Origin of the sequence: Gordonibacter sp. An230, from assembly GCF_002159915.1 — a bacterium.
GTDB lineage: Bacteria > Actinomycetota > Coriobacteriia > Coriobacteriales > Eggerthellaceae > Rubneribacter.
Genome location: NZ_NFJP01000004.1, coordinates 105,858 through 119,722, shown reverse-complemented (window position 1 = coordinate 119,722; position 13,865 = coordinate 105,858). Strand labels below are relative to the sequence as shown.

Here is a 13,865-nt window from a genome sequence, read left to right as displayed (position 1 = left end):
AGCGCGACGAAATCCGGTTCCTCCCGCCTCATGAGGGCGTGACGGGCCCGTCCCCTTGCCGCATGCACGTTGAGAGGAGTTATCATGCCGCACGATCCCTACAAGGCGCTCTACCTGCATCTGCCGTTCTGCGTGAGGCGCTGCGGCTACTGCGACTTCGCCACCGAGGCCGTGCCCGCCGACGATGCGCGCATCGACGCTTACGTGGAGGACCTGGCTTTGCAGATCCGCCGCAAGGCTCGCGAGGGCGAGCTGGCGGCAGTTGAAACGGTGTACCTTGGCGGAGGCACGCCCTCGCACGTAGGGTCGTCGCGGCTGTCCATGCTGCTGTACACCCTGTCGCTGTCGATGCACCTCACGCCCGAGGTGGAGTGCACGATGGAGGCGAACCCCGAGAGCCTGACCGGGAACATGGTGCGCGATGTCTGGGCGTTGGGCGTGAACCGTTTGTCCATCGGCGTGCAGAGCTTCGACGACGACGTGCTGTCCGTGCTCGGCCGCGCGCATTCGGCTGACGACGCGCGCCGGGCTGTCGAGGCCGCGCGGGAGCGCTTCGACAACGTGAGCGTGGATCTCATGTGCGGAATTCCGGGCCAAAGTGGAAAGAGTTTCGAAGCCAGCGTGCGCGAGGCTGTTGAGCTGGGCGCGACGCACGTGAGCGTGTACCCGCTCACGATAGAGCCCCACACGCCGTTTCACCGCGCGGTCATGCGCGGACAGATGCCCGAGCCGGACGACGACGCCGAGGCCGCGCACATGGAAATCGCCTCGCGCGTGCTGGCCGAGGCCGATTTCGCGCGCTACGAGGTGGCGAGCTACGCCCTGCCTGGGCGGGAGTGCCGTCACAACATCGCGTATTGGACGGGCCGCCCGTACCTGGGCCTTGGGCGCTCCGCCGCCACGATGACGCAGAACGCCGAACGGCGCATGCGCGTGCAAGACGGGCGGGTCACCGACGACTTGGATGCGCGCCAGACTGCGGCCGAGGACCTCATGTTGGGCATGCGGATGACGTGCGGCGTGTCGGAAACCCAGGTGGAGCGCGCATCTGCGCTGCTGCCGAAAGCGCTCGCCACGTTCGCAAGCCTCGAGGCGCAGGGTCTCGTCGTGCGCGAGGATGGGCGCTTCAAGCCCACCGAGCGCGGTTGGCTCTGCGGCAACGAGCTGTACGGTGCGCTGTTCGACTTGGCACCCTGATCCTGTCGCCCTCGCGTAAAAGGGCATTCCCGCGCGGCGCGCCCCTCTCCGCAGCACCTCCGCCCCGTGCGTTCGGCGGCGGACGAGGGATTCCGCCTCGCCCGCCACGCTCAAGGCGCGCAGGATGCCGCGCGTGTCGCTCGGACCGGGCGGCCTATGTGCAGTAACCGTCAAGTTTCTCCATATTTCCCCTTTGTCGTTAGCACTCTCGGAATTCGGCTGCTAATATGGTTCGCTACCGTGGTTTGGGTTCGGGGAAGCGGGCTACGAGAGAGGAAGGTGGAGAAGCATGCTTTCGGATCGAAGACAGCGGGTACTCGCCGCCCTCATCGAAGAGTACGTCGCGCGCGCCCTGCCGGTGGGGTCGCGCACGCTGACCGAGCGGTACCACCTGGGCGTGAGCCCTGCCACCGTGCGCAACGAGCTGTCCGTGCTCGAGGATGGCGGCTACATCACGCAGCCTCACACCTCGGCTGGCCGCGTTCCGACCGATTTCGGCTACCGGGCGTTCGTGGACAACCTGCTTTCTTGCGACCTTGCGGAAGACGACGAGCGGTACCGTCCCGTGGTGGACGAGCTGCGCCGCAGCGCAAGCGAGCTCGACGCGCTTCTCGAGCAGACTTCTTCGGCCCTCACCAGGCTCACCGACTGCCTGTCCATCGTGCTGGCGCCTTCGGTGCTCAATCTGCGCATCAAGCAGCTCTCTCTCGTGTCGCTCACGCCGCACAAGGCCCTCGTCGTGCTCGTCACCGAAGACGGCCAGGTGTTCAACCGGCAGATGGAGTTCGCCGACGAGGTGTCCCCCGACGAACTCGCGCGCGTGCAGCGCTTCCTTGGCGATGCGATGGGCGGCAAGTCGCTGCAAGAGGTCGAGGACGGCTTGGGCGAGGGCATGGTCGAAGCGTTCCGCGACCCTCTCGTGCGCATGGCGCTCGACGAGGTGCTGTCGTGCTTGCAGGAGAGCGCACCGTCCCGGGCGCATCGGCTCGGGGTCAGCTCGCTTCTGACGAAGCCCGAGTTCAGCCAATCCCAAGCGCTTTTGCCCGTCATGCGGGTGCTCGAGGACGACACCGTGCTGCTGCATATCCTCGACGACGCGGCGCGGCAGGGGGCGGGCGCGCCGAGCGTGCGCATCGGCAGCGAGAACGGCGACGAGGCGCTTTCGGGCGTGTCGGTGGTGGCGAGCCGCTACGGTCGCGGCGCCTCTGCGGGAGTCGTGGCGGTGGTGGGCCCCACGCGCATGGATTATTCGAGAGTCATCCGGGCGGTGCGCATTGCGAGCGCGGCGCTCGAAGACGTGTAAGGAACCGATGATCGAGGAAGGCGCGGCGGCGAGGGCCGCGCGTCTTCCGAAGAAAGGCAACGATCTCAGATGGCCAGGGACCTGTACGAAGTCCTGGGAGTCTCCCGCGAGGCAACCGAGGACGAGATCAAGAAAGCGTTTCGTCGGCGTGCCCGCGAACTGCATCCCGACGTGAACAAGGCGCCCGACGCCGAGGAGCAGTTCAAGGAGCTCAACGAGGCGTACGACGTGCTCTCCGACGCGCAGAAACGCAGCGCCTACGACCGCTTCGGCACCGTTCCCGGTGCGACGGGCGGCGGCTCCTACGGCGGCGGCTACGTCGATTTCGAGGATTTGTTCGGCGGCGGCTTCGGCATGGGCGACATCTTCAGCTCGTTTTTCGGCGGAGCGGCCGGAGGGCGAACCCCCCAGCGCAAAGAAGGGCGGGACATGGGCGTGGGCCTGCGGCTTTCCCTTGAGGAGGTGGCGGCTGGCGCGAAAAAGGAGATCGTCTACGACCGCCTGGCTCCATGCCCCGACTGCGACGGTTCAGGTATGGGGCCCGATGGGAGAGAGGTCACCTGCCCTGACTGCCACGGCCAAGGACGCGTGGTCACCGTCCAGCGCACCTTCCTCGGCGACATGCAGACGGCCGCCACGTGCAAATCCTGCGGCGGCACCGGGCGCACCATCGAGAACCCGTGTCCGGAGTGCGAAGGACAGGGTCGCGTGCCCGACCGGCAGCGCGTTACCGTCGAGGTCCCCGTCGGCATTCGCGATGCCCAGCAGCTGCGGCTGTCGGGCTTTGGCGAGGCCGGCATGCACGGCGCGCGTCCGGGCGACCTCATCGTCACGGTGCGCATCCAGCCGCATGAGTTCTTCGAACGGGACGGCGACAACCTGCATGCGCGCGCGAACGTGTCCATCGTGCAGGCCGCTCTTGGCGCCGAGATTGAGATCGACGGCATCTTCGAGGGCGAGAAAGTGCAGGTGCGCATTCCCGAAGGCTGCCAGAACGAGCAGGTGGTGCGCGTGCGGAACTTCGGCATGCCGAAGTTCCGCAGCGATTCGCGCGGAGACATGCTCGTGCATGTGAACGTGGTGGTGCCCAAGAAGGTGACGAAGAAGCAGCGCGAGCTGCTCGAGCGCCTGGCGCAGGAGATGGGCGAGGACGTGGCCGACGCTCGCACGCCCTTGCAGAAGCTGCGCGACGCCTTCAATTGAGCCCGACGGTCGCTGGGGACGGGGCCGATGTCGGAAGTCGCGCAAGCGCTCCGCGGCGTCGATTCGGCCCCTTCCCGTGCGCGGGCGCGCTTGGCGGTTCGGGCGTTTGCGCATCGCGCTCGCACGTGGCTTGGGAGTGTCAAGTTGCGGAGCCTTTGCGCTGATCGACGGGCTTTGACCTACGCGAGATTCGGAGAGACATGTCGCTTCCCCATTTCTTCTTGAACGACCAGGTGCTCGCCGGCGAGTCGAACGCGGCTTTCCCGCTGCGTTTGGCCGCCGACGATGCGAAGCACGCGCGCGTCCTGCGCCTGGTGCCGGGCGAGCACGTCGCCGTGGTGGACGCTTCGCAGGATTACTTCGAGTGCGAGATCGTGGACTTCTCCGACACGCTGCCGCTCGTGCGCATCGCCCAGCGACTCGACGGGCGCGGCGAGGGCCGTTCGACCGTGGTGCTGGTGCAGGGGCTCGCCAAGGGGGACAAGATGGAGACGGTGATCCGCCATGCCACCGAGTTGGGGGTGGCGGGGTTCGTCCCGCTTGCGTGCGAGCGTTCCGTCGTGAGGCTCGACCGCAAGAAGGCTGCAGCGAAGGCCGAGCGCTGGCGCGCCATCGCCAAGAGCGCGGCCATGCAGTCGGGTCAGCGCGCGGTTCCCGAGGTGAGCGAGCCTGTGGAGCTCTCCGAGGCGTGCAGACTGCTGGAGCAGGCGACTGTCGTGCTCGTATGCTGGGAGGAGGCCGAGGCGTCGGCTCGCCTGGAGGATGCGATAGGAAAGGGTCTCGCCCTTCGCGCCGCGACGCCGCGAGACGCGCGCGTGGCGGTGGTGGTGGGGCCTGAGGGCGGTCTTTCGCCGCGCGAGGTCGACGCGCTCCTCGCCTGCAACCCTGCAGCCTCGGCCGTCACGCTGGGCCCCTCCATCCTGCGCACCGAGACAGCCGGCATCGTGGCTCCCGCGCTCGTGCTCCATGAACTCGATCGGATGGCGCGCGCATGAACTTCGCCGTCGTCAACCTGGGCTGCAAGGTGAACCGCGTCGAGTCCGACGATGCGGCGGCGCTGCTCGCTGCGCGCGGCAGGGAGACGCGCGAGGAGGACGCCGACCTCGTCGTGGTCAACACGTGCACGGTCACCGGGGAGGCCGAGAAGAAGACCCGCAAAGCCGTCCGACGCGCCCTGCGGGCGAACGACCGGGCGCTCGTGGTCGTGACTGGCTGCGCCGCCGCGCTCGACCCTTCGTTCTTCGAGGGGCTCGACGATCGCGTGGAGGTGGTGGGGAAAGCCGCGCTGCGCGAGCGCATTGCGGAAGTGGCCGACGCCCTGTCCTCATCGCAAGCGACCCTCGGCGAGGGCGACGCGGTCGCGGCGGAGGAGGCGTCCGTGCCCGTGGCCCATGACGGTGCGTCCCTCCTTCGCGTTGGGACGGGGTTCCGCACGCGCGTGGGCGTGAAGGTGCAGGATGGCTGCGACAACGCGTGCTCGTTCTGCATCGTGCACGTGGCCCGCGGGCGAGCGGCGAGCCGCCCTGCCGACGAGGTCGTGCGCGAGTGCGCCGCCTACGCCGCCGCCGGCGCGAAGGAGATCGTGCTCACGGGCATCAATCTAGGGTCGTATCGCGACGTTGGCGCGTCCCGCTGCGATGCGCGAGAGACGCGCCTTCCCGATTTGCTGGAAATGCTCCTCGACGAGACGGCCGATCTGCGCGCGCCGAACGAGCCGCCCGTGCGCTTCCGCATCTCGAGCATAGAGCCGCGCGATGTGGGCGGCGATCTCGTCGAGGTGCTGGCGCGTTCCGAGGGCCGTGTGTGCCGCCATCTGCACCTGCCCCTGCAGTCCGGCAGCTCAAAGGTGCTGCGCGAGATGGCGCGCCCTTACGACGCCGCAGCGTATTTAGCGCTCGTGCACGAGCTGCGCGAGCGCGTTTCGGGCATCGCGCTGTCGACCGACGTCATCGTGGGCTTTCCAGGAGAGACGGACGGGGACTTCCAGGAGACGCTTTCGCTCTCGCGAGCTTGCGGCTTCTCGAAGATCCACGTGTTTCCGTACTCAAGGCGCGCAGGGACTCCTGCGGCGGCGAGGGAAGACCAGGTAGGTGCCGCTGCGAAGGCCGCGCGCGCCGCGCGTTTGCGCGCGCTGTCCGACGAGCTGCGCCGCGCCGATTACGCTCGGCGCGCGGGTTCGGTCGAGCTCGCCCTTGTCGAGGAGGACGGTCTCGCCACTGTCGAAAGCCATCATCGCGTGGCCGCCCCGCCCGGTGCTGCGCTGGGGTCTCTCGTGCCAATCCGCCTGCCCGAATGTCCCGCAGAGGAGCTCTGATGCCCATGATCGGCCCTGATCGTGAAGAGACGCGCGAACTCGCTCGACGGCGCCTCGAGGACCGGCGCGCCCGCATGCGAGAGCGTCAGAGCCCCCCGCGTCGAAAGATCGCGCGCTTCGATGCGTCCGCGCTTGTCGAGGTCGCGTCTAGGACTGCCGAACGCCTCGGTCCCAAGGGCCTTGCGGCGCTCGGCGCGGCATTCGCCGCCATTTTGGCCCTTGCCGTCCTCGCCGCAAGAGGATGCTCGGCATCGTACGAGCCCGATTCGGCTCCTTCGCCGGCGCCCGAGCCCTCCGTCGCGCCGGCGCCCGAGCCCGAACCCGATCCGGTGGACGAGGCCGCGCTCGCGGCGATCCTCGGAGGCGACCTTGCCGCTTCCCTCGTTCAGGCGGCCGAGTCGGGTGGGGACGAGGCTTGGATCGCCGCGCACCCGGAGGCTTTCGCCGTGGACGGCGAGGCCGTGCAGCGCAAGCTTCTCAAGCTGGCCGCCGAGGAGCCGCTAGCGGTGCCGTTCGTTCGCTCTTTTCCCGATCTGTACCCCGCCGAGACGGCCGACCCGTGCGACGCTCCTGCTCAGGGCGAGGTTCCTCGGCTCTACCAGTGAGATGTGCGCTGGGGCGGCACCGTGTACTCGTCGACGGCCTTCGCGCTCACGGGCTGCTGTCCGACGTCTCTTTCGATGGTCTATCAGGGACTTACCGGCAAGGGCGATCTGTCGCCCTACGACATGGGACAGCGTGCGCGCGAGGGCGGCTACGAGACGGAGTTCGATGGCACGGATCAAACCTTCCTTGTCGCCGAAGCACCGAGCTTGGGCCTTTTCTGCGAGCAGATCACCGTAGACGCCGATGCCCTGCGCGGCGCCCTCGCGGCCGGCCGGATCGTCATCTGCAACGTCGGTCCTGGTGACTTCACCGAAGGCGGTCACTTCTTCGTGATCACCGGTGTTGACGACGAGGGGAGGCTTAGGATCAACGATCCCTACTCGGCCGTGCGATCCGATCAATCATGGGATGTCGACCAGGTGATCTCCCAGACCATGGCGCTCTACGCCTATTCCGCTGCCTGACGTCGCGCTTTCCGCCGCATCCTGCGACGGACCGTTTCGTCTCGGTTCGGTATCGCCCGCGCGGCTCGGCGGACGACGTGGTACAATGCCCTCATGACAGACCAGACGCAAATCACCCTCACGGCCCCGCGCAGCGTGAACATGGCGCTCATCGTGGGACCGGCCGACGAGATACTCCATGTCGTGCAAGACGCCTTCGCCGCCCGCATCACCGTGCGCGGCGACACCATCGTGCTCGAGGGCGACCCGCTCGAGGTGCAGTCGCTCACGGCGCTGTTCTCCGACCTCATCAAGCTCGTGGAAGGCGGCGGCGAGCCCACGCTCGAGTACGTGCGCCACGCCATCGACCTCTTGCGCACGGCCGAGTTCAGCCCTGCTGCGCTGCGCGAGGACATCCTGCTCACGTACCGCGGGCGGGCCATCCGCCCCAAGACCGCGGGTCAGAAGCGCTACGTGGACGCCATCCGCGAGCACACCGTCACCTTCGGCATCGGTCCGGCGGGCACCGGCAAGACCTACCTCGCCATGGCCATGGCCGTGGCCGCGCTCAAGCGCAAGGAGGTCGGCCGCATCATCCTCACGCGCCCGGTGGTGGAGGCGGGGGAGAGCCTGGGCTTTCTTCCGGGCACGCTCACCGAGAAGGTGGACCCCTACATCCGCCCGCTCTACGATGCGCTGTTCGACATGACCGACATGGAGCGCGCCACCCAGCTCATCGACAGCGGCGTCATCGAGATCGCCCCGCTCGCGTTCATGCGCGGGCGCACCCTGAACGACAGCTTCATCATCCTCGACGAGGCGCAGAACACCACGCCCGAGCAGATGAAGATGTTCCTCACGCGCCTGGGCTTCGGCTCGAAGATGGTGGTGACGGGCGACGCGACCCAGCTCGACCTGCCGCGCGGCGTCTCGGGGCTCAAGGGCGTGCGCGACGTGCTCGACGGCATCGAGGACATCGCGTTTTGCGGGTTCTCCGGCAAGGACGTCGTGCGCCATTCGCTCGTGGCAGCCATCGTCGCGGCCTACGATCGGGCAGAAAGAAAGGCTTGAACACCATGGACATCCAGATCAACTACGATTACCGCAAAGACGACCTCGAGAAACTGCCCTTGCACGAGCTCGTCCAGTTCGTGCTCGCCCGCGAGGGAAAGCCCGAGAGCACGGAGGTGTCCGTGAGCTTCGTCACCGACGAGGCCATCGCCGAGCTCAACGAGCGCTATCGCCGGAAGTCCGGCCCCACCGACGTGCTGTCCTTCGAGTGCGATGGGGCCGATGACGACCTTTCGCTTACGGCTCAGGAGGCGGCTCCCGTCTTCGAGCTGGGCGACGTCGTCATCGCGCCCGACGTGGCGGCGCGTCAGACGCGCGAATTCGGAACCACGTTCGAGGAGGAGGTCAGCCTGCTTCTCGTGCACGGCCTTTTGCATCTGTGCGGTTACGACCATGTCGCCGACGACGAGGCCGAGGTCATGGAGAGGCGCGAGGCCGAGATCCTCGGAGCCTGGTCGAAGCGCTGAGGACGACGATCGCCGTGGAAGGACCTTGCGCCATGGACGAGGAGGAGCGCCGCCGGGCCGCGCGCACGGCGAGCGGCTTCGTCCGAAACGACGAGGATAAAGCGAGCGGATCGCGCGCGCGCTTTCCGCTGACCCGCGCGTTCGGATGCGCTTGGAGCGGAGTCGTCTACGCCGCGCGCTCTCAGCGCAACATGAAGATACACCTCGTCGTTGCTGCGGCGGCCGTCGTGTTGGGGTGCGCGCTGCGTATCGATGGCCCGTCATGGGCGGCCGTGCTCGTGTGCGTGGGATCCGTGATAGCCGCCGAGCTCGCGAACACGGCCGTCGAGTCGGTGGTGGATCTCGTCTCTCCCGAGTACCACGAGCTCGCCCGTCGCGCGAAAGACTGCGCTGCGGGCGCCGTGCTCGTCTTGTCCCTCGCCGCAGTTGCGGTGGCATGCGCTGTGTACCTGCCGCCCATCTTGGCGATTCTGACCTCATAGCACGCAGGTGGAAAGGATGTCTGTGGAAACAAACGAACCGTTCAAGTCGGGCTTCGTCACGCTCGTGGGAAGGCCGAACGCCGGCAAGTCGACGCTCGTGAACGCCATCATGGGCAAGAAGATCGCCATCACGTCGAACACGGCGCAGACGACGCGCCACCGTTTCCGCGCGGTGCTCACCCGCGAGGGCTTCCAACTCGTCCTCGTGGACACGCCGGGGCTGCACAAGCCCCACGACGCGCTCGGCGAGGAGTTGAACACATCTGCGCTCAAGGCGCTCGAAGACGTGGACGTGGCAGCCTTCCTCGTGGACGCGTCCAAGCCCGTGGGCACGGGCGACGAATGGGTGGCGGCGCAGCTTTCTCGCACCCGCTCGAAGAAGATCCTCGTGCTGTCGAAGATCGACCTCGTGGACGACGCCGAGCTCGACAGGCAGCGTTTCGCCGCTGTGCGGCTAGGGTCGTGGGACGCGGTGATGGAGCTGTCGAGCGTGACCGGCGAGCATGTGCAGGACTTTGTCGACACGGTGGTGTCGCTGCTGCCCGAGGGGCCCGCATGGTTTCCCGCCGACATGGAGACCGACCAGCCCATCGAGGTGGTGGTGGCCGAGTTCATCCGCGAGAAGATACTGCGTTCCTTTCGCGATGAGGTGCCCCATGCCATCGGCGTGAGCGTGGAGGAGATGACCTACGATCGCAAGAAGGACCTTCACCGCATCTACGCCGTCGTCTACGTGGAGCGAGACAGCCAGAAGGGCATCATCATCGGCAAGGGCGGCGCTGCCATCAAGCAGGTGGGCACGGAGGCGCGCCTCGACCTCGAGCAGCTGCTCGGCACGCGCGTGTTCTTGGACCTGTCGGTGAAGGTGAAGAAGAACTGGCGGCGCGACGCGAACCAGATCCGCCGTTTCGGCTATGGCGAAGGCGCCTAGGGCCGTTCGTTCCGTTCGGGGCGGGCGAACAGCGCGCAGGAGCCGTCGGATTCGAAGAATGGCTCGAGAGGGATCGGGCTTGCCGACCTCCGCACCTTCGCGCCGCTTTGGAAGCGCCTGATCGTACGGCTCGCGAGGGGGTTTCCGGAGGAGAGGGCCTCTCACCGGCGAAGTCGACTGCCTGTGCTTTGCCTTTCCCTGCGCGGGTCCGGCTCTGCCCGTTCGCCCTTCGAACGGGTCCGTAGTTCTGCAGGTATTGTCACGATGGGGGTCGGGCAGGCGTTTGTCCGGGGCGCGGGCGCCGTTTTCCGCTACAATTACGCTGTAGGTGTCATTTGCGAGGGAGTATGTCAGCATGATCTGTCCTCATTGCCATTCGGAGAACCGCGACGGCGCGCGGTTCTGCAACGACTGCGGTCTACCGCTTTCGGGCAAGATCGCGGAGCTCGCCGCCGCCGTTGATAAGGCCGAATCCGATTCCGCCGCCGACGCGGGTGCGTCGAAGGCCGTTCCCGGCGGAGGCGACAAGGACGATTCCTCCGTCAGCTCCGACCCTGCGCCCTCGCCGTCGAAGGCCCGCGCGGGCGCCTCTGGTCCCCTCGACCCCTCGGCGCTGCCCTCCATCGATGTGGCGGGCGTGAACGTGGACGAGAACGGCGACGCGTACGACTTCGGCCCGCTTCCCGGCGCTTCCGAGGAGGGTTCTTCGGAAGAGGGCGCGGACGTCGCACGCGCTGCCGACGATCTCGCCCCCTTCGTGCCGAAGCGGCCGGCTGCCGAGGAGGTCGTGCATGGCGCCGATCTAACGGGCATCGACGAGTGCCTTGTCGATGCGAGCTACGTGCCTCCTGCCGCTTCCTGGCGTTCTGGCGACACGATGGAGATGCCCCGCGTAGAGGGCGACTCCGCGCCGAAGCAGAAGGAGTTTCGCGCGCCCGATGCGAACGCGAAGCGGGGCGGCAAGGCCAAGGTGGTCGCCATCGTGCTCGCCTGTCTGGCCGCGCTCGGACTCGCGGCTGCCGGCGCAACGTACTGCCTTGAGCTGTGGGGCGGCAAGATGCTCCCCGACGTTGTGGGGATGACGCAGACCGATGCCGTTTACGCGCTCGAAGGAAAGGGATTCTCGGTGCGCGTGCTCGAGGTGAAGTCCGACGAGACCGAAGGCGTCGTGCTCCTCATGGATCCCGGTGCCGGCACGCGTATGGAAGAGGGCACGGAGGTCACCATCCATGTGGCGGCTTCGCGTTCGATTCCCGAGGGAACGGTGGGCGTCCCGCGCGACGAGGCAGCGAACCTGCTGTCGGCCGAAGGGTTCGAGAACGTGACGTACGCAACGGAGGAGTCCGGCGAGCACGAGGGGCTCGTGCTGTCCATCGACCCGGCGCCCGGTACGAAGGCGACCGCCTCCACGCCGATCACCGTGACGGTGGCGGTTCCCTACACGATCCCCGACGTCACGGGCATGACGTGGGACGAGGCGAAAGCGGCTCTCGAGGAGAAGGGCTTCTCCGCTGCGGTTTCCTATGTCTACGACGAGAGCGTGGAGGCGGGGACGGCCATCGGCACCGATCCGGCGGCGGGCTCCAATGCGGCCCCCGGAGCCTCCGTGGTCGTCAACGTGGCGCTTTCCCGAGCTGCCGAGCTGGAGAGCGCGACATGGGGCCTGTTCTCCGAAGGCGCTTCGATCAACATCGGCGGTGTCGACTACCTCGTGTCGAGCTGCGATGCGGTGGCCTACGAGGGGAGCGAGACCACGTCGTTCACCATCACGGCCAAGCCCTACACGACGCTTCTGGGCGTGACGCTTCCGCTGGAGGCGCGCTCGGTGTCCGGCACCATCGTGTGGAACGCCGACAACACGGTGGCCTCCATCACGGGATCGTAAGGCCCGTGCCCCAGCCCACTTACGATGCGCGCGGCATCGTGCTGCGCAAGACGAAGCTCGGTGAGAGCGACCTGATCGTAACGCTTCTGTCCGAGGACGGCTCGCAGCTGCGCGTGGTCGCGAAGGGGGCGCGCAAGCCGACGAGCCCGTTCTCCTCCCGCCTCGAGCTGTACTCGGTGGTCGACGCGCTCGTGGCTCGCGGCCGGAGCCTCGACATCGTCAAGGAGGCGCGCCTCGTGGAGAGCAACGAGCGCCTGCGCCGCGATTTGGAGCACGCCGCCTGCGCCGCGCCTATGGCCGAGCTCGTGGGCCGCGTCGCCCAAGACGGCCTCGAGAACCCTCGGCTGTTCGCGCTGACGCGCGCTGCGCTTTCGAGCTTGGGCCGCGTCGAGGCGGCGCGCGCGCCTGCGATCGTCGCCGGCCATCTTCTGAAGGCGCTCGCCTTCGCGGGGTTGAGGCCGAGCTTCGACGTGTGCGCCGTGTGCGGGCGGGTGATCGACTTGCGCGCAGCAAACGAAGCGGCGCTGTCGTACAGCGAGGGCGGCGTCGTGTGCTCTGCGTGCCGCGGCGAGGTGGAGGCGGTCGCGCTTCCCGTTTCCACCCTGGGATGGTGCCGGGCGTTTCTCGGCTCCACGTTCGCCGAGATAGAGGCCATGGACGTGGATCCGTCCGCATCCTTCGCCGCGCTCAGGTTCTCTCAGCGCTGGGTTCGCGAGCATGTGGGCGCGAACCTCAAGTCCCTCGATTTTTTGTTCACCTGCGGGTTGTTCTAAGCTTAACCGAAAGGAGACGAACATGCACACCTATATTCCTCGCGGCGTGTGCTCGCGCGCCATTCACCTCGAACTCGATGGCGAGCGTGTCGCCCATGTGGATTTCGTTGGCGGTTGCGACGGCAACCTCAAGGCCATCTCGAAGCTGGTCGAGGGCATGACGGTGGACGAAGTGGCCGCCGTGCTGGAGGGCAACACGTGCGGGCGTCGCTCGACTTCCTGCGCCGACCAGCTCGTGCGCGGTTTGCGTGAGGCGCGCGAGGCGGACTCTGCGGGCGCCGCATCGGATGGCGTCCCCTCTCATGCGGCCGTGTAGGCCCACAGATTGAGGCACTGGCTGAGCACTTCGTCGAACTTCCAGGTCCGAGCCGTGCGCTCAGGGCTGTTGGGGTCGCGTACGACGAGTTGCCCGCGTTCGTCGATGCCTGCGAGTACGATGAAGTGGCCTGTCGTGGTGAAGTCGCCCGGCCCGACGCTCGCGATGACGGGCGAACCTGACAGGATCGCTCCGCGCACGCTCGCCTCGTTCGCGGGAAGCTCCTCGGCGACAAGCCCCGCCTCGGCCGCGCCCTCCGTCATGAACGTCCAGGCGGTTCCGTCGGGCGTCGCGCAGCCGAGGGCTTCGGAGAGAGCGCCCATATCGGCCGGCGTCCGGTCATCGTGCCCGGTGAGAGCGATGTACACCATGGACAGGCACGTGGGACCGCATCCCGACTCGCCGAAGGCGTCACCGGCGTAGCGCTCTGAGGCCCAGGAAGGATCGCGCTGGTAGAGCTCGGGAACCTCGCCTGCGTGCCATTGCTCCTTCGGCGTGCTGCGGGGCCCGGCGGGCTCGTTGACGGGCGCGCCCTGCGCCCCTGTCGTCAGCTTTTCGAACGCTTCGACCGTCCACCAGGCGACCAGGCCGAGAATGCAGGCGAGCGCGAGGGCGCATACGAGGCGGACGATGCGGCTCGGGCGAGGCGGGCGGCGTGCGAACACAGGCCTCGCGCGCCGCCCTCGACGCGGTGTCCGGGCGAGGCGGTCGAACCTGCGACCTGCGGCGTTCTCGAGAGGCGCTGGTCTGATCGAGTTGGTGTATGTCATGGATTCTCCTTTCCGTCGTCCCAGATTGTGCACCGAAAACCTCCTTGTCGTCTCGGAAGATCGGGCAACCGATTGCTTAATCTTTCCTTAATTCCGAAACGTGT

The 13,865-nt window shown here is 67.4% G+C and carries 15 protein-coding genes; 14 read left to right on the top strand and 1 reads right to left on the bottom strand.

Annotation, left to right across the window (positions count from 1 at the left end):
* The first annotated feature begins 84 nt into the window (after positions 1 to 84).
* From hemW to B5F40_RS03450, 14 genes are all read left to right on the top strand, one after another.
* The gene (hemW, locus tag B5F40_RS03510; protein WP_087192994.1) at positions 85 to 1,197 is read left to right on the top strand and encodes a radical SAM family heme chaperone HemW; all 1,113 of its coding nucleotides are present in this window, start codon (positions 85 to 87) and stop codon (positions 1,195 to 1,197) included.
* 289 nt (positions 1,198 to 1,486) lie between these two features.
* On the top strand, positions 1,487 to 2,500 hold the full coding sequence (gene hrcA, locus B5F40_RS03505; RefSeq protein WP_087192993.1) for a heat-inducible transcriptional repressor HrcA: 1,014 nt from the start codon (positions 1,487 to 1,489) through the stop codon (positions 2,498 to 2,500).
* 69 nt (positions 2,501 to 2,569) lie between these two features.
* On the top strand, positions 2,570 to 3,703 hold the full coding sequence (gene dnaJ, locus B5F40_RS03500) for a molecular chaperone DnaJ (protein ID WP_087192992.1): 1,134 nt from the start codon (positions 2,570 to 2,572) through the stop codon (positions 3,701 to 3,703).
* 200 nt (positions 3,704 to 3,903) lie between these two features.
* Positions 3,904 to 4,698 carry an RsmE family RNA methyltransferase gene (locus B5F40_RS03495; RefSeq protein WP_087192991.1) on the top strand — a complete coding sequence of 265 codons (795 nt, stop codon included), beginning with the start codon at positions 3,904 to 3,906 and terminating at the stop codon, positions 4,696 to 4,698.
* Entirely contained in the window at positions 4,695 to 6,017 is a 1,323-nt protein-coding gene (locus B5F40_RS03490) for a MiaB/RimO family radical SAM methylthiotransferase (RefSeq protein WP_087192990.1), read from the top strand. Before B5F40_RS03495 ends, B5F40_RS03490 begins: the two co-directional genes overlap by 4 nt.
* Positions 6,017 to 6,622 carry a hypothetical protein gene (locus tag B5F40_RS16575; protein WP_239442892.1) on the top strand — a complete coding sequence of 202 codons (606 nt, stop codon included), beginning with the start codon at positions 6,017 to 6,019 and terminating at the stop codon, positions 6,620 to 6,622. The genes B5F40_RS03490 and B5F40_RS16575 overlap by 1 nt, the downstream gene beginning before the upstream one ends.
* A 3-nt stretch (positions 6,623 to 6,625) precedes the next feature.
* Positions 6,626 to 7,087, top strand: a complete 462-nt coding sequence (locus B5F40_RS16570; RefSeq protein ID WP_239442891.1) for a C39 family peptidase — start codon at positions 6,626 to 6,628, stop codon at positions 7,085 to 7,087.
* Between the two features lie 93 nt (positions 7,088 to 7,180).
* Positions 7,181 to 8,137 (top strand): PhoH family protein, encoded by a 957-nt coding sequence (locus B5F40_RS03480; RefSeq protein WP_087192989.1) that lies wholly within the window; start codon positions 7,181 to 7,183, stop codon positions 8,135 to 8,137.
* Positions 8,138 to 8,142: 5 nt separating this feature from the next.
* Positions 8,143 to 8,604 carry an rRNA maturation RNase YbeY gene (ybeY, locus tag B5F40_RS03475; protein ID WP_087192988.1) on the top strand — a complete coding sequence of 154 codons (462 nt, stop codon included), beginning with the start codon at positions 8,143 to 8,145 and terminating at the stop codon, positions 8,602 to 8,604.
* A gap of 32 nt (positions 8,605 to 8,636) precedes the next feature.
* The gene (locus B5F40_RS03470) at positions 8,637 to 9,086 is read left to right on the top strand and encodes a diacylglycerol kinase family protein (RefSeq protein ID WP_087192987.1); all 450 of its coding nucleotides are present in this window, start codon (positions 8,637 to 8,639) and stop codon (positions 9,084 to 9,086) included.
* 16 nt (positions 9,087 to 9,102) lie between these two features.
* Positions 9,103 to 10,017 carry a GTPase Era gene (gene era, locus B5F40_RS03465; protein ID WP_087192986.1) on the top strand — a complete coding sequence of 305 codons (915 nt, stop codon included), beginning with the start codon at positions 9,103 to 9,105 and terminating at the stop codon, positions 10,015 to 10,017.
* A 355-nt stretch (positions 10,018 to 10,372) separates the two neighbouring features.
* Positions 10,373 to 11,902, top strand: a complete 1,530-nt coding sequence (locus B5F40_RS03460; protein WP_087192985.1) for a PASTA domain-containing protein — start codon at positions 10,373 to 10,375, stop codon at positions 11,900 to 11,902.
* Between the two features lie 5 nt (positions 11,903 to 11,907).
* The gene (gene recO, locus B5F40_RS03455; RefSeq protein ID WP_087192984.1) at positions 11,908 to 12,675 is read left to right on the top strand and encodes a DNA repair protein RecO; all 768 of its coding nucleotides are present in this window, start codon (positions 11,908 to 11,910) and stop codon (positions 12,673 to 12,675) included.
* 22 nt (positions 12,676 to 12,697) lie between these two features.
* Positions 12,698 to 12,991: a TIGR03905 family TSCPD domain-containing protein gene (locus B5F40_RS03450; protein ID WP_087192983.1), complete on the top strand. Its 294-nt coding sequence runs from the start codon at positions 12,698 to 12,700 to the stop codon at positions 12,989 to 12,991.
* Here the strand turns inward: B5F40_RS03450 and B5F40_RS03445 are convergent.
* Entirely contained in the window at positions 12,976 to 13,761 is a 786-nt protein-coding gene (locus B5F40_RS03445; RefSeq protein ID WP_087192982.1) for a C39 family peptidase, read from the bottom strand. The two genes, B5F40_RS03450 and B5F40_RS03445, sit on opposite strands and share 16 nt — an antisense overlap.
* Between the last annotated feature and the right edge of the window lie 104 nt (positions 13,762 to 13,865).

Coding starts and splice junctions, on each gene's coding strand:
- B5F40_RS03445 (WP_087192982.1), bottom strand. CDS start 13,761: ATGACATACACCAACTCGATCAGACCAGCGCCTCTCGAGAACGCCGCA.
- B5F40_RS03470 (WP_087192987.1), top strand. CDS start 8,637: ATGGACGAGGAGGAGCGCCGCCGGGCCGCGCGCACGGCGAGCGGCTTC.
- B5F40_RS03490 (WP_087192990.1), top strand. CDS start 4,695: ATGAACTTCGCCGTCGTCAACCTGGGCTGCAAGGTGAACCGCGTCGAG.
- ybeY (WP_087192988.1), top strand. CDS start 8,143: ATGGACATCCAGATCAACTACGATTACCGCAAAGACGACCTCGAGAAA.
- B5F40_RS03480 (WP_087192989.1), top strand. CDS start 7,181: ATGACAGACCAGACGCAAATCACCCTCACGGCCCCGCGCAGCGTGAAC.
- B5F40_RS16575 (WP_239442892.1), top strand. CDS start 6,017: ATGCCCATGATCGGCCCTGATCGTGAAGAGACGCGCGAACTCGCTCGA.
- hrcA (WP_087192993.1), top strand. CDS start 1,487: ATGCTTTCGGATCGAAGACAGCGGGTACTCGCCGCCCTCATCGAAGAG.
- hemW (WP_087192994.1), top strand. CDS start 85: ATGCCGCACGATCCCTACAAGGCGCTCTACCTGCATCTGCCGTTCTGC.
- B5F40_RS03450 (WP_087192983.1), top strand. CDS start 12,698: ATGCACACCTATATTCCTCGCGGCGTGTGCTCGCGCGCCATTCACCTC.
- dnaJ (WP_087192992.1), top strand. CDS start 2,570: ATGGCCAGGGACCTGTACGAAGTCCTGGGAGTCTCCCGCGAGGCAACC.
- era (WP_087192986.1), top strand. CDS start 9,103: ATGTCTGTGGAAACAAACGAACCGTTCAAGTCGGGCTTCGTCACGCTC.
- B5F40_RS03460 (WP_087192985.1), top strand. CDS start 10,373: ATGATCTGTCCTCATTGCCATTCGGAGAACCGCGACGGCGCGCGGTTC.
- B5F40_RS03495 (WP_087192991.1), top strand. CDS start 3,904: ATGTCGCTTCCCCATTTCTTCTTGAACGACCAGGTGCTCGCCGGCGAG.